General features: G+C 25.7%; 21 protein-coding genes. 14 read left to right on the top strand and 7 right to left on the bottom strand.

What is annotated here, in order from left to right; genetic code table 11:
• Positions 1 to 43 precede the first annotated feature (43 nt).
• Positions 44 to 526, top strand: coding sequence for a peptide-methionine (S)-S-oxide reductase MsrA (msrA, locus tag ADFLV_RS10840; RefSeq protein WP_014474816.1), 483 nt, complete (start codon positions 44 to 46; stop codon positions 524 to 526).
• On the opposite strand, the gene ADFLV_RS10835 is transcribed toward msrA, so the two are convergent.
• Positions 523 to 861 (bottom strand): hypothetical protein, encoded by a 339-nt coding sequence (locus tag ADFLV_RS10835; protein ID WP_014474815.1) that lies wholly within the window; start codon positions 859 to 861, stop codon positions 523 to 525. The genes msrA and ADFLV_RS10835 overlap by 4 nt on opposite strands.
• A 152-nt stretch (positions 862 to 1,013) precedes the next feature.
• Between ADFLV_RS10835 and ADFLV_RS10830 the strand changes: the two genes are divergently transcribed.
• The gene (locus ADFLV_RS10830) at positions 1,014 to 1,328 is read left to right on the top strand and encodes an MTH1187 family thiamine-binding protein (protein ID WP_014474814.1); all 315 of its coding nucleotides are present in this window, start codon (positions 1,014 to 1,016) and stop codon (positions 1,326 to 1,328) included.
• A gap of 1 nt (position 1,329) precedes the next feature.
• Here the strand turns inward: ADFLV_RS10830 and rnhB are convergent, their stop codons facing one another.
• Positions 1,330 to 1,902 (bottom strand): ribonuclease HII, encoded by a 573-nt coding sequence (gene rnhB / locus ADFLV_RS10825; RefSeq protein ID WP_014474813.1) that lies wholly within the window; start codon positions 1,900 to 1,902, stop codon positions 1,330 to 1,332.
• A 91-nt stretch (positions 1,903 to 1,993) separates the two neighbouring features.
• On the opposite strand from rnhB, the gene ADFLV_RS10820 reads away from it, so the two are divergent.
• The 10 genes from ADFLV_RS10820 to ADFLV_RS10775 all read left to right on the top strand — a co-directional run bounded on the left by ADFLV_RS10820 (position 1,994) and on the right by ADFLV_RS10775 (position 13,005).
• Complete coding sequence (locus tag ADFLV_RS10820; RefSeq protein ID WP_164968506.1) at positions 1,994 to 3,100, top strand: ABC transporter substrate-binding protein; 1,107 nt, start codon at positions 1,994 to 1,996, stop codon at positions 3,098 to 3,100.
• Positions 3,097 to 5,247, top strand: coding sequence for a PAS domain-containing sensor histidine kinase (locus ADFLV_RS10815; RefSeq protein WP_129011207.1), 2,151 nt, complete (start codon positions 3,097 to 3,099; stop codon positions 5,245 to 5,247). The genes ADFLV_RS10820 and ADFLV_RS10815 overlap by 4 nt, the downstream gene beginning before the upstream one ends.
• Positions 5,248 to 5,308: 61 nt before the next feature.
• Positions 5,309 to 7,888 (top strand): ATP-dependent Clp protease ATP-binding subunit, encoded by a 2,580-nt coding sequence (locus ADFLV_RS10810; RefSeq protein ID WP_014474810.1) that lies wholly within the window; start codon positions 5,309 to 5,311, stop codon positions 7,886 to 7,888.
• Between the two features lie 65 nt (positions 7,889 to 7,953).
• A complete protein-coding gene (gene rpmH, locus ADFLV_RS10805) occupies positions 7,954 to 8,088 on the top strand; it encodes a 50S ribosomal protein L34 (RefSeq protein WP_014474809.1) in 135 nt (44 codons plus the stop codon).
• Positions 8,076 to 8,411 (top strand): ribonuclease P protein component, encoded by a 336-nt coding sequence (gene rnpA / locus ADFLV_RS10800; RefSeq protein WP_041654857.1) that lies wholly within the window; start codon positions 8,076 to 8,078, stop codon positions 8,409 to 8,411. Before rpmH ends, rnpA begins: the two co-directional genes overlap by 13 nt.
• Entirely contained in the window at positions 8,408 to 8,755 is a 348-nt protein-coding gene (yidD, locus tag ADFLV_RS10795; RefSeq protein WP_041654855.1) for a membrane protein insertion efficiency factor YidD, read from the top strand. The genes rnpA and yidD overlap by 4 nt, the downstream gene beginning before the upstream one ends.
• Complete coding sequence (gene yidC / locus ADFLV_RS10790) at positions 8,733 to 10,355, top strand: membrane protein insertase YidC (protein WP_129011206.1); 1,623 nt, start codon at positions 8,733 to 8,735, stop codon at positions 10,353 to 10,355. The genes yidD and yidC overlap by 23 nt, the downstream gene beginning before the upstream one ends.
• 8 nt (positions 10,356 to 10,363) lie before the next feature.
• Positions 10,364 to 11,236: a Jag N-terminal domain-containing protein gene (locus ADFLV_RS10785; RefSeq protein ID WP_014474805.1), complete on the top strand. Its 873-nt coding sequence runs from the start codon at positions 10,364 to 10,366 to the stop codon at positions 11,234 to 11,236.
• Positions 11,237 to 11,238: 2 nt separating this feature from the next.
• Positions 11,239 to 12,579 (top strand): tRNA uridine-5-carboxymethylaminomethyl(34) synthesis GTPase MnmE, encoded by a 1,341-nt coding sequence (gene mnmE / locus ADFLV_RS10780; RefSeq protein WP_129011205.1) that lies wholly within the window; start codon positions 11,239 to 11,241, stop codon positions 12,577 to 12,579.
• 12 nt (positions 12,580 to 12,591) lie between these two features.
• Positions 12,592 to 13,005, top strand: a complete 414-nt coding sequence (locus ADFLV_RS10775) for a hypothetical protein (protein ID WP_014474803.1) — start codon at positions 12,592 to 12,594, stop codon at positions 13,003 to 13,005.
• 28 nt (positions 13,006 to 13,033) lie between these two features.
• On the opposite strand, the gene ADFLV_RS10770 is transcribed toward ADFLV_RS10775, so the two are convergent.
• Positions 13,034 to 13,513: a SixA phosphatase family protein gene (locus ADFLV_RS10770; RefSeq protein ID WP_129011204.1), complete on the bottom strand. Its 480-nt coding sequence runs from the start codon at positions 13,511 to 13,513 to the stop codon at positions 13,034 to 13,036.
• Between the two features lie 95 nt (positions 13,514 to 13,608).
• On the opposite strand from ADFLV_RS10770, the gene ADFLV_RS10765 reads away from it, so the two are divergent.
• Positions 13,609 to 14,523, top strand: coding sequence for a 5'-nucleotidase (locus tag ADFLV_RS10765; RefSeq protein ID WP_014474801.1), 915 nt, complete (start codon positions 13,609 to 13,611; stop codon positions 14,521 to 14,523).
• A 54-nt stretch (positions 14,524 to 14,577) separates the two neighbouring features.
• A complete protein-coding gene (gene htpX, locus ADFLV_RS10760; RefSeq protein WP_014474800.1) occupies positions 14,578 to 15,438 on the top strand; it encodes a zinc metalloprotease HtpX in 861 nt (286 codons plus the stop codon).
• A 72-nt stretch (positions 15,439 to 15,510) separates the two neighbouring features.
• Here htpX and ADFLV_RS10755 read toward each other — a convergent pair whose 3' ends face one another.
• The 4 genes from ADFLV_RS10755 to ADFLV_RS10740 all read right to left on the bottom strand — a co-directional run bounded on the left by ADFLV_RS10755 (position 15,511) and on the right by ADFLV_RS10740 (position 19,130).
• Positions 15,511 to 16,269 (bottom strand): M15 family metallopeptidase, encoded by a 759-nt coding sequence (locus ADFLV_RS10755; protein ID WP_129011203.1) that lies wholly within the window; start codon positions 16,267 to 16,269, stop codon positions 15,511 to 15,513.
• Positions 16,244 to 17,320, bottom strand: a complete 1,077-nt coding sequence (gene aroC, locus ADFLV_RS10750; RefSeq protein ID WP_014474798.1) for a chorismate synthase — start codon at positions 17,318 to 17,320, stop codon at positions 16,244 to 16,246. Before aroC ends, ADFLV_RS10755 begins: the two co-directional genes overlap by 26 nt.
• A gap of 5 nt (positions 17,321 to 17,325) precedes the next feature.
• Positions 17,326 to 18,000 (bottom strand): ribonuclease III, encoded by a 675-nt coding sequence (gene rnc, locus ADFLV_RS10745; protein WP_014474797.1) that lies wholly within the window; start codon positions 17,998 to 18,000, stop codon positions 17,326 to 17,328.
• Between the two features lie 80 nt (positions 18,001 to 18,080).
• On the bottom strand, positions 18,081 to 19,130 hold the full coding sequence (locus ADFLV_RS10740) for a tetratricopeptide repeat protein (RefSeq protein ID WP_014474796.1): 1,050 nt from the start codon (positions 19,128 to 19,130) through the stop codon (positions 18,081 to 18,083).
• Positions 19,131 to 19,154 lie beyond the last annotated feature (24 nt).

The following is a 19,154-nucleotide window of genomic DNA, read 5'->3' as shown; positions in this document are numbered from 1 at the left end:
AAAAAAAGTTTTGTTAGAATAAAATATAAAAATAGGAGTTAATATGATAAATAAAGCATATTTCGCAGCAGGTTGTTTTTGGGGAGTAGAGTATCATTTTGAAAAATTAAAGGGTGTAATTAGTGCAATTTCTGGTTATATGGGTGGAAGTATTCCTAATCCAACTTATGAAATAGTTTGTAGTGGTTTTTCAGGACATTTAGAAGCAGTAGAAATAACTTATGATGAAACAATTGTAAGTTTTGAGGAATTAGCTAAGTTGTTTTTTGAAATACATGATTTTACTCAAACTAATGGACAAGGTCCAGATATTGGAAGTCAATATTTATCAGCAATTTTTTATTTAGATGAGAAACAAAAAGATATTAGTGAAAATTTAATTTGTGAACTAGAAAATAAAGGGTTTAAAGTAGCTACTTCTGTTTATCCTTATACAACTTTTTATGAAGCAGAAGAATATCATCAAAATTACTATGAAAGACATCAAAAGATGCCTTATTGTCATAGTTATAAAAAAATATTTTAGATAGTTCCTAAAATATAGTATATAGGTTTATTATCTAATCTTTGAAGTTTTACATTGTATTTATTAGCCCAATGTGAAACTTCATCATGAAACTCTTGTAAAATCTCTTCAGAGTCATTTTCATCACATTTAATTTTTAAATAATTTGTTTTATTTGATAATCCAACATAAGCGTTCATTTTTTTTAAATGATCATTTAATGTTAAAATATGTTTTGCAAACTTGTCAAAATTTGTTGTAGATTCAATCATTTTTTCAGCTTGTTTCAATGAAGCTTCACTTTTTGAATAACCTAATTGAGATAATATAACTTCTTCAGATACGTCTAACTGCATTTCAATCCTTATTTTTTTAATTATAATATATGTTATCAAAATTATTTTTAATTATGATTAAAAAATAGATAATAAAAAATTATTATTTGTTTATTTATTAAGCTTTTTATCTTTTTTATGTAAGATAAAATAAAAAATCAAAGGTAATTAAAATGAGTATTTTAATGGAAATGTCTATGTTCCCTACAGATAAAAGTGAAAGTAAAAGTAAAGAAGTTGCTGAAGTAATAAGAATAGTAAGAGATAGTGGAGCAAATTATCAGTTAACAGCTATGGCAACTATTATTGAAACAAATACTTTAAAAGAGGCTTTAGAATTAGTAGAAAAATGTTATTCAAAATTGGAAGAATTAGGTTGTAATAGAGTATATGCAACACTTAAATTTGATATTAGAAAAGGTCATGAAAATAGACTTAAAACAAAAATAGAATCAGTTGAAAAACATATAGGAGAAGTTTCAAAATAGTCTAAAATAGACTTTTTTGAATACCTATTTCAACTTCACCTAAAGCTTTTAGTTTAAAACTGATTCTATGAATATCGCTTTTTCCAAATTTTTTAATTGCTTCAATATGAGCTTTTGTTCCATAACCTTTATGTTTATGAAAATCATAATTTGGATAGAGTGATGAAATATCATCCATAAATCTATCTCGGCTTACTTTTGCTAAAATTGAAGCTGCACTTACTTCTTTTATTGTTGCATCAGCTTTTATTTTGTGTTGTAAAGTTGTAATTCCAAAAGAAGTATTTCCATCCATTAAAAATTCATTGCTAAATTCTTTTAATTTTTCCATAATTTCAAGAATTGAATTTTTTAAACAATAACTAATTCCTTTTTCATCAATCATTTTAGCATCACTAAAGACTATATGATATTTTGATTTTTCAATTATTTCTTCAAAAAGTTTTTCTCTTTTTTTTTCAGTTAAAACTTTTGAATCATTTAATCCTTCAATATTTTCAAGAAGTATTGCACCTGCAACTACTAAAGGACCCGCAATTGGTCCGCGTCCTGCTTCATCAATGCCACATAACATATTAAAAATCCTTATTAAATTTGATTTATTATAACATTCTATAAGAAAAAACTATATAATGTTTTTTAATATTATATTATCTGGAAATAAGATGAAAAAAAGTTATTTTCTAATCATATTTACTTTATTCCTTTTTATAATAACGATATCATATAGTTATTTTTATAAAAAAGAAGATGTGATAAAAATTGGATTTGTAGGAGCTCTAACTGCAAAATATTCTGTTTTAGGAAATGCAATGATGAATGGAATTATTTTAGCTTTTGAAGAAGAAAATTACAAAATAAATGGAAAAGAAATAGAACTTATTTTTAAAGATGATAAAAAAGATATAGAAGTAAATAAAAAAATCGTAAATGATTTTATAAATCAAGGAATAAAAATAGTCATAGGAAATGTAACAAGTAGTATGACAAAAATTTCAATGTCAATAATCAATGAACATAAAGATATGTTTATGATTTCAGCAGCTTCAGCAAGTAATGAATTTTCAGGAATTGATGACCAGTTTTTTAGAGTTCATGTAGCAAATAATGAACAAAGATTTTCAAGTTTTGCAACATATATAAAAGATTCAGGTTTTAAAAAAATTTATGGAATTTATGATCCTGAAAATGTAACATATACAAAAGATTATTTAGAAAATTTTGAAAAAAGTTTTTTACTTCATGGAGGAAAGAAGTTTATACAGTATTCAAAGATAGGAAATTTAGATTTTTTATTAAAAGATATAAAAGAAAAAAATCCAGATTTATTACTTATTTGTGCAAATTCAGTAGATGCAGCAAGAGTAGTACAATATTTAAGAATAAATGGAATTTTTACTCAAATTGCTTCATCTGAATGGGCAATGACTTCTACATTTATAGAAAATAGTGGTAAATATAGTGAAGGAATAATTTTTAATATCGATTATGATGAAAACTCAAAAAAAGATGAGTTCGTAAAATTTGTTAATAATTTTGAGAATAAATATAAAACTTTTCCTTCGATGTACGCGGTTAAGGGATATGAATTAGCCAAAATAATTATTGAACTTCTAAAAATGGGAAATGAAACAGAACTTAAAAAAAATATTTTATTAAAAAAAGAGTTTAATGGACTTCAAAATACTATAACTTTTGATGAATTTGGTGATGTTGTAAGAGAATTTAATACTTATAAAATAATTAATGGAAAGTTTGAAAAAATAAAATGAAAAAAGAGATAAGCTTAAAAAAGCATATTCAAAATATTTTAATATCTTTTTCTATTTTTATAACTATTGCTATTAGTTTACTTTCAATAATAAATTTTTATTTTTCAAAACTTACGATAATAGAACATAATCAAAAACAGATTTTATTTCAAATTGAATCAGAAGTAAAAAAATTTTTAACTCAAATTTATAATATATCATTGTATATAAAAAACAATTATAAAGATAATAACAGTCTTTTAAAAAATATAGTTGAAACAAATACAAATATTTCAAGTATTTTAGTTTTAGATGATAGTGGTGTAATTAAAGATTTTTATGCAACAACGAATTTAAATATTTATAAAGGATTTGATTATTCAAAACAGAACTACTTTCTTGGCTTGAAAAAAGGAAAAAGTGATTATTGGTCTAATGTTTTTTTATCAACAGTTGATGAAGAACCAGCAATTTCTTATAGTTTTAAATTTGATAATAAAGTTGTTGTATTGATGATAAGATTAAAAGAAATTTCTGAATTTATTTCAAGATTTAAAAATCAAAATGATACTCATATGGTAAAAATATTTGATGAAAATGGAATTTTAGTTTTAAATCCGAATAACCCAGATTTAGTGTTACAAAGATTTAATGAAAAAACAAAAGAAGTATTTACAAAATTAATAGATAAATTGCCATCATATTATTTTACAATATTTAATAGTAGTCTTAATAATGAAAATTTATATGGAACATATACAACTATAGAAAAAACAGATTGGAAAATAGTTGTAAGTGAGAGTTATGATTTGATATTGAAGTCTTTATCTGGCATTGTTTTGGTAATGTTTTTGAGTATGTTGATATTCATTTTATTAGCTATTAGTTTATCATTAAAAATTTCAAAAAGAATTTTTAACTCTTTTGATGAATTACAAAAAACTACAACAAATATTTCAAATGGAAATTATGATATTAATATCAAAGATTCATATTACAATGAATTTAATTTATTATTAAATAGTTTTAATAAAATGAAAATAGAGATTGATAAAAGAGAAGAGTCTTTAGAAGCTTCGTTAGATAGTTTTAAATCTTTATTTAATTCAACTATGGAAATTATGATAATTCATGATAAAGGAATTTGTGTAGATGCAAATAATGTGGCAATTAAATTTTTACAATTAAATAATAAAGATGAATTATTAGGTAAAAATCTTTTAGAGTTTGTTGATGAAAATTATAAAGAATTATTAATAAAAAATTATGTAAAAAATACTTTACCATATGAATTTGAAATAGTTATAAATAATCAAAAATTTACTTGTCTAGGACAAGGAAAATTTTTAAAATTAAATGGTAGAGTTGTTAAACTATCAACTTTGATAGATATTACAGAGTTAAAAGATAAAGACAAATTACTTTCTCAACAATCAAAAATGGCTGCAATGGGTGAAATGATAGAAAATATTGCTCATCAATGGCGACAACCTTTAAGTTTGATAAGTACTTGTGCAAGTGGAATCAAATTTGAAAAAGAGTTCAATAAAACTATTAGTGATGAAAGATTGGTGGAATCTTTGAATTTAATAGTTGATAATACACAGTATCTTTCTAAAACGATAGATGATTTTAGAAATTTTTTTAAAGCTGATAAAAATATTGAAAATTATTGTGTAAATAAAAGTATTAATAAAGTATTAAACCTTTTGAAATCGAGTATTGAAAATCATAATATAAAAATTGAAACAAAAAATATTGAAAATTTAATAATAAATGGTTATCCAAATGAATTTTTACAAGTAATAATAAATATTTTAAATAATTCAAAAGATGCTTTATTAAATCAAGATAAAAATAAAAGATTTATTGATATAAATACTTATATAAAAAATAAAAAATGTTTTGTAGAAATATCTGATAATGGTGGTGGACTAGAAGATGAAGTGATATCAAAAGTTTTTGAACCTTATTTTACTACAAAACACAAATCTCAAGGAACTGGAATAGGATTATATATGTCTCATCAAATTATTGTTGAGCATATGAAAGGAGGAATAGATATTAAGAATATGGATTTTATAAAGAATGATGAAGTATATAAAGGTTGTATGGTTATCTTAGAAATTCCAATAAATGAAAAATATAATTTGGATTTTCATATATAACTTGACAAAGAAAGACTAAAGTTGTATAATTTTATTAGCAGTTAAACTTAAGGAGTGCTAAATGAGTAATAATATTTTTGAAAAAATGACGAATCAAATGCAAGAAACGATAGATTCAAGTGTTGCCCTTGCATTACATAATAAAAATCAAGAAGTAGAAGTTGTTCATCTACTTTGGGCTTTATTGACAAACACAAATTCTGTATTAAATCAATTATTAAATAAAATGAATGTTAATAAAGCAGCAATTGAACTTGAAGCAAAATCAAATGCGCAAAAACTTCCAAGTGTAAGCAGTGTAACAAAAGAGAATATAAAATTATCTAGAAATTTACTTTCAAGTTTACAAAAAGCAGAAGGTCAAATGGCAAGTAATGGTGATAAATTTATAGCTATTGATACTTGGCTTATATCAAATTTTGATTTACCAATAATGAAAGAGATTTTAGGAAAATACATAGATTTAAGAGAAGCAAAAAAAGAACTTGAAGCAATGCGTGCTGGAAAAACAATTGAAAGTAATAGTGCTGATGATAATTTAGAAGCTTTAAATAAATATGGAATAGATTTAAATAAAAAAGCTATTGATGGTGAACTTGATCCTGTAATTGGAAGAGACGAACAAATCAACAGAATGATGCAAATTTTAATAAGAAAAACAAAAAATAATCCGATTTTGTTAGGAGAACCTGGAACTGGTAAAACAGCGATTGCTGAAGGATTAGCTCAAAGGATTGTAAATAAAGATGTTCCAACAAGTTTACTAAATAAAAGAGTTGTAAGTCTTGATATGAGTGCACTAATTGCTGGTGCTAAATATAGAGGAGAGTTTGAAGATAGATTAAAATCAGTTGTTGATGAAGTAAAAAAAGCTGGAAATATAATTTTATTTATTGATGAAATTCATACAATCATTGGTGCAGGTGCTAGTGAAGGAAGTATGGATGCAGCAAATATTTTAAAACCTAGTCTTGCAAGAGGTGAATTACATACTATAGGTGCAACAACACTAAAAGAGTATAGAAAATATTTTGAAAAAGATGCAGCAATGCAAAGAAGGTTCCAACCAGTTAAAGTTGATGAACCAACAGTAAATGAAGCTTTACAAATTTTAAGAGGTATAAAAGAAAAACTTGAAACTCATCATAATGTAACTATAAATGATAGTGCATTAGTTGCAGCGGCAAAACTTTCAAATAGATATATTACAGATAGATTTTTACCAGATAAAGCAATAGATTTAATTGATGAAGCAGCAGCTGAACTTAAAATGCAAATAGAGAGTGAACCAACAGCACTATCTCATATAAAAAGAGAGATTCAAACATTAAATGTTGAAAAAGAAGCTCTTAAAATGGAAAAAAATAAAAAGAATGAAGAAAGAATTGAACAAATTGAAAAAGAGTTAGCTAATAAAAATGAAGAAAAACAAAGTTTAGAAGCACAATTTGAAAATGAAAAACAAACTTTTAATGCAACAAGTGAATTAAAAACAAAAATAGAAGAGCTAAAAACAAAAGCAAATATCGCAAAACGTGAATCAAAATTTGATGAAGCAGCAAGAATAGAATATGGAGAAATACCTGCACTTGAAGCAAAAATTAAAGAAAATGCTGAAAAATGGGACAGAATGCAAAAAGAAGGAACACTTCTTAGAAATTCAGTTGATGAAGAAGCAATAGCAAGTATTGTTTCAAGATGGACTGGAATTCCTGTAAATAAAATGATGGATAGTGAAAAACAAAAAGTTTTAAAAGTTGAAGAAGTTTTAAAACAAGATGTTATTGGACAAGATGAAGCAATAAAAGCAATAAGTCGAGCAATTAAAAGAAATAAAGCAGGATTAAGTGAAACTTCAAGACCAATAGGAAGTTTTTTATTTCTTGGACCAACAGGAGTTGGTAAAACTGAAAGTGCAAAAACTTTAGCTAAGTTTTTATTTGATGACCCAAAATCACTTATTAGATTTGATATGAGTGAATATATGGAAAAACATGCAGTTTCAAGACTTGTTGGAGCAGCACCTGGATATGTTGGATATGAAGAAGGTGGTCAATTAACAGAAGCAGTAAGAAGAAAACCTTATAGTGTTATTTTATTTGATGAGGTAGAAAAAGCACATCCTGATGTATTTAATATTTTATTACAAGTATTAGATGATGGAAGATTAACTGATAATAAAGGTGTTACAGTTGATTTTAAAAATACAATTATTATTTTAACTTCAAATATAGGAAGTGCAAGAATAATTGAGATTAGTGATAAAGAAGAAAGAAGAAAAGCAGTTTTAGATGAGTTAAAATCTCATTTTAGACCTGAATTTTTAAATAGACTTGATGATATTGTTATTTTTGAACAATTAAATCTAAGTGCTATTACAAATATTGTTGATATCTTATTTAATAATATTAAGAAAAAAGTTGAAGAAAAAGATATAAAAATTTCTTTAACACAAAATGCAAAAGAGTATATTGCAAAAATTGGATTTGACCCGGTATATGGAGCAAGACCATTAAAACGAGCTATTTATGAGATTGTAGAAGACAAACTTGCTGATTTAATTCTAGAAGATAAAATAGGTGAAGGAAGTAGTGTTGAGTTTGATGTGAAAGATGATGAAGTTTTAGTAAACATTGCCTAAAGAATATTTAAGTAAAACTTAACTATAATCCACAACTTATTTAGTGAATATAGAGGAAATCTAAGATGAAAAGAACGTATCAACCACATAATACTCCAAGAAAAAGAACTCACGGGTTCAGAGTAAGAATGGCTACTAAAAATGGTAGAAAAGTAATTAATGCAAGAAGAGCTAAAGGTAGAAAAAGATTAGCTGTTTAAGCAAAGACCACAGACTTAATAGTCCAAAAGACTTTAATAGACTATATAAAAGCGGCAAAAGATGGCATACTACCAGCTTTGTCGCTTTTTTTAGTTCTAACCCTACATTAAAAGCTGCTTTTGTTACTTCAAAAAAAGTTGGAAATGCAGTAAATAGAAATAAAGCAAGACGAAGAATGCGTGCTTTATTTGCTTCTTATGAAAAACAATTAGTAATTGGTAATTATATATTTGTTGCAAAAATAGCCTTACATGATAAAAATTTTTTAGAATTGAAAAAAGATTTTGATTTTGCTTTAAAAAGATTAGAAGTTTTAAAATGAAGCTTATTTTTAAATATTTGATAAGATTTTATCAGAAATATTTAACAGTTTTATCTTTTGGATCATGCAGATATTATCCCACTTGTTCCCAATATGCATTGTGGCAATTGGACAATAATACTTTTTTTAAGGCGATTTATTTTACAATATTGCGCATATTAAAGTGTAATCAACTTTTCGATGGTGGATTTGATTATCCAATTATAAAGTTGAAAGCAAATCAAAATATCAATTATAAAAAAATCAAAATAATATATTGGTATGTTCCATTAAAAAATGGGAAGTATTTAGTAGTAAAGAATCGGGAGTGGAAAAAGAAGAATGAACAACATGAATCAAAATAACGGTATGCAAAAACGAATGTTAATCATGACATTGGTAGTTTTTGTATTTTTTATAGCTTATGAATTTTTAGTTTTAAAGCCACAGCAAGAAGCAAGAGCTCAAAAAGCAAAAGAAGAATTATCACAAAAACAAAATGCTGCACCTGATGTTAATACAGTTGCAACTCAAACGTTATCAACAGATGTGAATGGTAATCCAGTTGATATGTCAAAATCAGCTGATGCACTATCTTCAAAAGCAATAGCTAGTTCTCAAATTGTTTCTGTTATAAAAACAGCTAAAAATGTTATTGAAATTGATACATTAGGAAGAGTTGCACAAGTTACTTTACTTGAAAAAAAATATAAAGATGAAAATACGAATCAAATAAAGTTATTGGAATCAAATCAATTAAGACCTTTAGAAGTTAGATTTGCAGATGCAAATTTAAATACAGAAGCATTTAAAGTTAATGTAATTGCAAGTTCATCAAATGTTGATGCAACAACACAAGTTCAAGAATTAATTTTAACTCAAAACTTAACAAATTCTATTTTAACAAAAAAGTTTACTATATATCCAGATGGTCATTACGATTTAACAGTTAGTACTACAAATGATAAACAATTTTTTATCTCAAATGGATTTAGACCAAATGTATTAGCTGATATGTATGCTGTTCATGGATTTATTAGTAAGTTAAATGATAATACTTTAAAAACGATAGAAGATGGTGATTTAGATAAAAATGAAAATATAGTTGGAGCTAAGTTTATATCTAATTTTGATAGATATTATGCAACAGTAATTTATAATTTTGAAAAATCATTAAATGTTACAGTTATGCCTGATTCTTCATCTAATCCACAAGGTTTTATACATGGTGGAAATAGTATCTCTTTTTCAGGATATATTGGACCAAAAAATCATAGAGATTTAGAAGCTTTAAATCCTGAGTTAATAGATGTTATTGATTATGGTTGGTTTACGTTTATAGCAAAACCAATGTTTTTATTATTACAATTCATTCAAGGTTATATTGGTAACTGGGGTTGGACAATTGTTATTCTTACAATTTTAATTAAATTAGTTTTATATCCTTTATCATATAAAGGTATGGTTTCTATGCAAAAATTAAAAGATTTAGCTCCAAAAATGAAAGAAATTCAAGCTAGATATAAAGATGATAAACAAAAACAATCTATGCATATGATGGAACTTTATAAAAAACATGGTGCAAATCCAATGGGTGGATGTTTACCATTAATTTTACAAATTCCAGTATTTTTTGCTATCTATAGAGTTTTATTAAATGCTATTGAATTAAAAGGTGCACCTTGGATTTTATGGGTACATGATTTAGCTGAAATGGATCCTTATTTTGTTTTACCTATTTTAATGGGTGCAACAATGTATTTACAACAAAAAATTACACCTAATACTATGCAAGATGAAATGCAAAAGAAAATATTCCAGTTTTTACCAGTTGTTTTCACATTCTTCTTTTTATGGTTCCCAGCAGGTCTAACGTTATATTGGTTTATAAATAATTTATTTACAATTGGTCAACAATACTACATTAATAAAGTATTTGAAAGAAAAAGAGCAGAAAAAGCATAGGAAAACTCATGAAAAAGTTTGAAGCAAATTGTTTAGAAAAAGTTTATGAATTAGCCACAGCAGAATTTAAATGTTCTATAACAGAATTAGAGATTGAAGTTATCCAACAACCAAGTAAAGGTTTTCTTGGTTTTGGAAAGAAAAATGCAATTATTGAAGTATGTTTTAAAGATAATTGTAAAAGGTATGTTCAAGAAACAAAAACTTTTAAAAACAAAGATGTAAGAATCGAAGAAGTTTCTGAAAGAATTGAATATTCAAATAAATTTGAAGAAGAAAAAATCAATAATTATGGGAAGAAAGAAGTTTTATCTAAAGTTCCAACAGCTGGTGCAAAAGATAAAATATTTGATAATTTTTATAATGAAGAGTCTTCACAATCAGAAATTTCAAAAATTGTAATTAAAAAAGATAGAGATAAAATTCTACAAGAAGTAAGAGAAGGAATAAATCTTTTATTTGATAATACATGTTATCAAATTGAAGAAATAAATGTAGAGTTTTATGATGATGAAACTTTATATATAGAATTCTTAGGTGAAGATTCAGCTTTATTAATTGGTAAAGAAGGTTATAGGTATAAAGCTTTATCATACATTTTATTTAATTGGATAAATGAGAAATATGGTTTAATGTTAAGATTAGAAGTTGCACAATTTTTGAAAAATCAAGAAGAAGCAATTCATGCTTATTTAGAACCAATTATTGAAATAATCAAAGAAAAAGGCACATTTAAAACAAAACCACTTGATGGTATTTTAGTTCATATTGCTTTAAAAAGATTAAGAGACGAATTCCCTGATAAATATGTTGCAGTAAAAACAAATGTCCGAGGTGACAAATACGTACTTGTAAATGAGTACAGAGCAAGAGAAATATAGTCTTGTTCGATGATGCTACAATTGTTGCAATTGCAACAGCAAATGGAATAGGTTCTATTTCAATAGTTAGAATTTCAGGAGTAAATGCTCTTGAAATAGCTAAAAAAATTTCTAAGAAAAATACTTTTCAACCAAGACTTGCAACACTTTCATATATTTATGATGAAAATAATGAAACTATTGATGAAGCAATAGTTTTATATTTTAAAGCACCATTTTCTTTTACTGGAGAAGATGTTGTTGAGTTCCAATGTCACGGTGGTGTGGCAATTGCAAATATAATTGTTGATGAAGTTTTAAAATATGGTGCAAGATTAGCAAATCCAGGTGAATTTTCAAAAAGAGCATTTTTTAATAATAAAATAGATTTAACTAAAGCAGAAGCAATATCAAAAATCATAGAAGCAAGAAGTGCGGATGCTGTTAAATTACTTGCTCGGCAATTAAAAGGGGAGTTAACAAATTTTGTAAATGAAATTAGAGAAGATTTACTTTTTATGTTAGCTTATACAGAAGTATCTATTGATTATGCAGAAGAGGATTTACCTTCTGATATTTTTGATCAAATAGAGAATAAAATTCAAAAAATTATTTTAAAACTATCAAATACCTTGGAAGCTAGTCGTAGACGAGAAGGAATGATTGAAGGGTTTAAAGTAGCAATTATTGGAAAACCAAATGTTGGGAAATCTTCACTTTTAAATAAACTTTTAAACTATGATAGAGCTATTATTAGTGATATTGCAGGAACAACAAGAGACACAATAGAAGAATCAGTAAGAATTGGTACACATATTATCAAAATAGTTGACACAGCTGGTATTAGAACAGCGAGTGATATAATTGAAAAGATTGGAATTGAAAAATCAATTCAAACAATAAATGAAGCAGATATTGTAATAGCTTTATTTGATAATAGTAAAATTTGTGATGATGAAGATAAAAAAATATTAGAATTAATAAATGAAAATTTAAATAAAGAGATAATAAAAGTTTTAAATAAATCTGATTTAGAAAATAAATTTGATAAGTCAAATCTTATGGATTTTATTGAACTTTCAACAAAAGAAGATATAAATCCACTTATAAAAAAAGTTGAGAATTTTTTAGATTCAAATACACATAGTGATGAAATGACTTTAATCTCAAAAAGACAAGTTACATCAGTTGAAGATACATTGTATAATATCAATCTTGCTAAAGAACCTTTAGTAAGTGGAGAATTAGAATTTTTTGCTCACTTTATAACAGAAGCCTTAGGAAATATTTCATCAATTACTAGACCTTATGAAAATGATGAAATGTTAGATGTTATGTTTGGTGAATTTTGTTTAGGTAAATAAAAAGGTTAATAAATGAAAAAAAGTTTATTTTTTATTTTTATGGTATTTAGTTTTTCTACTTTATTTGCTGATCAATGGGATGGTTTTTTTAAAGAAACAGGTTTCCCAAGGAAAGTTATTGATGATGGTTCTATTGTAAAAGGTAAATTATATCAGGCAAAAGTAAGTTATCAAATATCAAATAATGATGGAATAAAAGGTAATTTTGAAAATAATGATAGTGCAAAAGTTACTATTACAAATAGCAAAGGTAAAGTTTTATCAACAAAGAAATTTATGACAGCAATTGAACTTAGATCTTGGGCAAGGGAAAATTTTACAGAGATATTTTCATCAGTTGTTGGAGAACAAGAATTAAATAAAGAAACATTAAAAGAACTTACAAAGTTAGCTTCAGTTGTTCTTTTGAATAAAAATTTGGAATAAATAAGAAAAAGTTTTTAACTTTTCTTATTTAATTTGATAAAGTATAATTTATCAGTTTTGCGTTTTCTTTAGAAATATCAATCCAACTATTACAATCAAATTCTATTTCCATAATTGCTCCCATTTCAAATTTCTCTTTAAAACCAACTAAAGTTATAGCAAGAGCTGTTAATGATGGATTATGTCCTACTATTATCATAGAATCAACAGTATCATAGGTATAAGATATTGTTTCAAGTAATTCATTTACAAATGCCATATATAAAACTTCATTTAGCATAATACTTTTATTATAATTTAATATTTCTGCAAATATTTCTGCTGTTTGTCTAGTTCTTTTTGCTGGACTTGAAACTATTAAATCAATATTAGGCTTTTTTTTTGCAAACTTTATAGCTATTTTTTTTGCTTCTTCAATCCCTTCTTCTGACAATTCTCTATCATAATCATCTTGGTTTAAATCTTCATTTTCTTTTTTTGTATGTCTTATAATGTAAAGTTTTTTCATATTCTCTCTTACTTAAAAATTATCTTTGATTTTAAATGATTTATGCTTTTTTTTCTATAAAATTTGTATAATAAAAAAAATATAAGGATACTATTTTGGGATATGATTTAAATAAAAAATTAGTTATTGCAATTTCCTCAAGGGCTTTATTTAATTTAGAAGATGAAAATAAAATATTCGAAGAAAAAGGTCTTGATGAATATTATAAATATCAAATTGAAAATGAAGATATACAACTTAAAAAAGGGACAGGTTTTAGACTTGTAAAAAATTTACTAAGAATAAATAATGATTTTCCAAATGATAAACAAGTTGAAGTTATTATTATGTCAAGAAATAATTCAGCAACAAGTTTAAGAATTACTAAATCAATAGAAAAATATAAACTTGATATTGCAAGATCAGCTTGGAGTGGAGGAAGTGATATTTCAAAATATTTAAAACCATTTAAAGTTGATTTATTTTTATCTGCAAATGAACAAGATGTTCAAGATGCAATAAATGAAGGAATAGCAGCAGCTAGAATATTACCTTATGAAAATGAGGAAGATGAATTTTCAAATCAAGTAAAAATAGCTTTTGATGGAGATGCAGTTTTATTTTCAGAAGAATCAGAAGTTATTTACAAAACACAAGGATTAAACGCATTTTTAGAATATGAAAAACAAAATGCTTCAAATCCTATGAAAACAGGACCTTTTGCTCAATTATTAAGAGTTATTTCAAACATACAAGCAAAATATTCAGAAGAACAAACACCAATAAGAACAGCTTTAATAACAGCAAGAAATTCACCTGCACATGAAAGAGTTATACGAACTCTTTCTCAATGGGGAGTAAGACTTGATGAAGCATTTTTTTTAGGTGGAGTTGATAAATATGAAGTTGTCAAAGCTTTTGGAGCTGATATTTTTTTTGATGACCAAGATGTACATCTTGAAACTACTTCAAAAGTAACTCCTAGTGCGAAGGTTCCTTATAAAAAAGAGTCAATTTTAAATAATATTTAGTTTAATTTTTATTAACTAATATTTGTTAAAATGTTGAAAATTAAGGAGGATACTATGGAACAAATAAAAACAGTTTTTTTACTTACATTTCTAACGGTATTATTCGTATTTATAGGTTATTCATTTGGTGGAACAAATGGTATGTTAATAGCATTTTTGATTGCTGGTGGTATGAATTTTTATGCTTATTACTATTCAGATCAACAAGTGTTAAAACATTATGATGCTACACCTTTAGATGATGTTCGGCATCCAGTTTATAGAATTACACAAAAATTAACACAAAAAGCTGGACTCCCTATGCCAAAGGTATATTTGATACCTGATCATACACCAAATGCATTTGCAACAGGAAGAAATTATGAGCACGCAGCTGTTGCTGTTACAATGGGATTATATGAGATGTTAAATGAAGAAGAACTTGAAGGTGTTATTGCACACGAGTTATCTCATATAAAACATTATGATATTTTAATTGGTACAATTGCAGCTGTTTTTTCAGGAGCCATTGCAATGATTGCAAATATGATGCAATTTGGTGCAATGTTTGGAAATAATAGTGATAGACAAAATTCAAATCCCATTATGATGATAGCTATGGCTATTTTACTTCCTATTGCTGCTTCAATTATTCAAATGACAGTTAGTAGAAGTAGGGAATTTATGGCTGATGAAGGAGCTGCTAGACTTACAGGAAACCCAGCTGGTTTACAAAGTGCTTTATCAAAACTTGAGAATTATGCAAGAAGTGGACATCAAATTCATAATGCAACAGAGCAAACAGCTCATATGTTTATTATAAATCCATTTTCAGGATTAAAATCAAATATTGCAAATTTATTTAGAACACATCCAACAACTGAAGATAGAATAGCAAGACTTGAAGAGTTAAAAGCTGAATTAAAAAGAAGATAAATAAAAAAAGCAACCCTTGACCAAAGAGTTGCTTTATATTTGTATTATATTTAAAAAAAGTTAAATGCTTCTTTAATTGAGAAGTTCAGGACGATATTCAAAATGCATAGTATCATAGTGATACCATCTACCTCCCCAAATAAATCCATATTTTTCAAAAATTTCTACTATCTGTAAAGGAATTTTATTTTTGTAAGTAAAATTATCTTTTTCTTTGTCCCATAACCAATAATGCGAATCTTTTACATTTAAATCAATTGCAATACCAAAACTGTGAACACTCAGTCTATTTGTATTACTTATTTTTCTCCAATTAAATACTCCACTTGGATGCTGTGCAAAAATTTTAATATTTTTGGGAAGTTTTTCAATTTCATTTGAAATAGCTTCTAATTTTTTATCTATATTATTTATTTTACTAACCCAAATATTTTTTTTTGCACTATTAGGAAGCCATACAATTTTTACAAGATTTTGTTTTACTTCTTTTTCATTATGTCCGTACATTTTTTTAAAGAATGGTTCATGTCTTATTCTTCCAGAATCTTCATTTTTAGATGGAATGTAGTTTTTATTTTCTGAAACTTTTATATATGGAATATCTAGTTGATTTTTTAATGAAGCATTTTTTAGTGTTTCTTTAAAAGTTTTATTTTCAATTTTGTCATCAAAAATCATTTTTTCATTATCATTCCAGATTAAATAATTGTTTGAATACTCTTTTATATAATCTGGATAAGCTTGAACAAATTTATTTGCATCATTTGCTAATAAATCAAAAGAAAGAATAAGCAAAAAAGAAAAATTAGTTATTATAGACTTTTTTAACATTTTCCATTTTTGATGACATATTAAGTAATACCATATCAGCAAGAACTAAAGCCATCATTGACTCAGCAACAACACTTCCACGTACAGCAACACAAGGGTCATGCCTTCCTTTTAGTTTGCATTCTACTTCATTATTATTTATATCAATAGTTTCTTGTTCTATAAAAATTGATGGAGTTGCTTTGAAATAAACTTTTACATTTATATCATCACCATTTGAAATACCACCAAGAATTCCACCACTATGATTTGTTTTAAATCCAGATTTTCGTATTTGGTCATTATTATCATAACCTTTTACTCTTGAAGATAATGCTCCATCTCCAATTTCAACAGCTTTTACAGCATTTATTCCCATCATTGCATTTGCTATTTGAGAATCAAGCTTAAAATAAAGTGGTTCACCAAGACCAATAGGAGCATTTGATACATTTATAAGTGCAACTCCTCCAACACTATTATGTGAATTTTTAGCTTCTAAAATAGCATTTTTTTGTGCTTCTTCAACATTTTTATCTAAGGCAAATATTTCAGAATTAGAAACATTTTCAAAATCAAAAGTTGAAGCTTGAATACCATCTATTTCACAAATTCCACTTTTGATATCTATATTTAACTCTTTTAATAAAAGTTTTGCAATAGCACCAGCAGCTACTCTAGCAGCTGTTTCTCTAGCACTACTTCTTCCTCCACCTCTATAATCTCTTGTTCCATATTTATTAAAATATGTAAAATCTGCATGTCCTGGACGGAATAAATCTTTTACATTTGAATAATCACTACTTTTTTGATTTTCATTGAAAATTACCATAGAAATAGGAGTTCCAGTAGTTATTCCTTCAAAAACTCCACTTAAAATTTCTACAACATCACCTTCTTTTCTCGCAGTTGCAAATTTATTTTGACCAGGCTTTCTTCTATTCATTTCACTTTGGATAAATTCTTCATCTATTTTAATTCCAGCTGGAACGCCATCAACTATGCATCCAAGAGCTTTCCCATGAGATTCACCAAAAGTTGTAAACCTAAATCTATGACCAAATGTATTCATATTGGTTATTCTCCTTTTAGTTTTTCAATTGCAATTTTAGCAGCTGCTTGTTGAGCTAGTTTTTTACTTTTACCACTAGCATAACCATAATTTACTCCATCAATCCAAATTGATACTTCAAACTCTTTTTTATGGTCTGGTCCATATGAACCTTCTATTTTATATTCAGGAATTGATGCAAATTTTGCTTGAGTTATCTCTTGAAGAGCTGTTTTATAATCACTAAATAATACATCAAGATTTATTTTGACATAAGATTTTTCAAGTAATTTTAAAATAATAGGTTTTAAAACGTCAAGTCCTGATTCTAAGTAAACAGCACCCATAATTGCTTCAAAAGCATCTGATAAAATAGAAGCTTTAGTTCTTCCTTTATTTCTTTCTTCCGCTGTAGAAATAAAAATATAATCGCCTAATTTTATCTCATTTGCAAGTCTTGTAAAACCTGTTTCATTTACTAAACTAGCTCTAATTTTAGAGAGTTCACCTTCATTTGATTTTGGGAATTTTAAATATAAATATTCTCCAACAATTAGATTTAAAACTGCATCACCTAAAAACTCTAAACGTTCATTATTATAAGGTTTTTTATAACTTTTATGTGTAAGTGCTTCGATTATCAGATTTTTATTTTTAAACTGATAATCCAAACACTTTTCTAACTTAGAATAATCACTCATTTATTTCCTTTTTTTTAATTTCTTTGGAAGTATATCACATATTTTATTATGTTATATCTAGTTATTTTTTTATTTTTACATTATTGTAAAGATTGATAAGATTCATAAAACGATTTAGTTAAATGATGTTTTACATTAAATGTTAAAATATTATGACAATGAGGACATCTTGTGTCAAATACAGGATGAGAGTGTTTACAAGAACTACAAATAAATTCAAAATCTAAAGAAGCTTTGATTTTATGTTCATGTTGATTTATTAGAATTAAAATATCTAAATCGAAATCATCACTGTGTTTTATTGTGTTTAAGTAACCTTTTGCATTGTAAAGTTCAACTAAAAATTTATTTTCTAAAACTTTTTCAAAATTAATGTCATCAAAGTTTAAATACCACATAACATCAATAAATTTTGAACAGTCAAATTCTTTTATATGTTCCCAAAAAAATTGTTTATTAAATTGAATTAAAAAATTAATAAAAATTCTTTCAATAATTTTATTTTCTTTAAAAATTTCATATAAAAGTTCTGTCCTTCTTTCAAACGATAAAATTGAATCATTTAAAATTATTAGTGAATCTAGATAAATTTTGTCAGTTTCCATATTTGCATCTAATTCTTCTAATGAAGATGTAATTTCTTTTGCTTTTTTAAAATCTTTTAATTTTTCATTTATCAATAATAGATAAGTTAATGCATTTTTATTATGAGGAGAAAATTTTAATATTCTTAAAAATATCTCTTTTGATCTTTGTAAAAATCCACCTTTAAAATATGTTGTTCCTAAAAGTTCTAATAATTCTTCTTTTTTTACTCTTTCATTAACATGTTCAAGAAGTGTTAAATAAACAGATATAGCTTTATTATAATCACCTTTATGTAAAAAAGTTGAAGCTAAAAGTAATATAGAATCAAAAGGAAGATTATAAGTTTTATATAAATGAACGTAATCTTCTTCTTTTAATTTTCCAAGTTCAAATCTTAATGAAAGTTTTCTATAATCTTTTCTTGCATTTCTTTCTTTATAAATACCATAAGAATATGTAATAAATGAAATTACAAAAATTAGAGCAACAATAAGTATTATTCCAAATAGAGGATCCCTATATTCTAAAACTATATTATCCAAAAAAAACCTTTGTTATCTATCTTA

The organism is Arcobacter defluvii (assembly GCF_013201725.1).
Lineage (GTDB): Bacteria > Campylobacterota > Campylobacteria > Campylobacterales > Arcobacteraceae > Aliarcobacter > Aliarcobacter defluvii.
The sequence above is the reverse complement of the archived record's forward strand: the minus strand, read 5'-3'. Positions and strand labels throughout refer to the sequence as shown.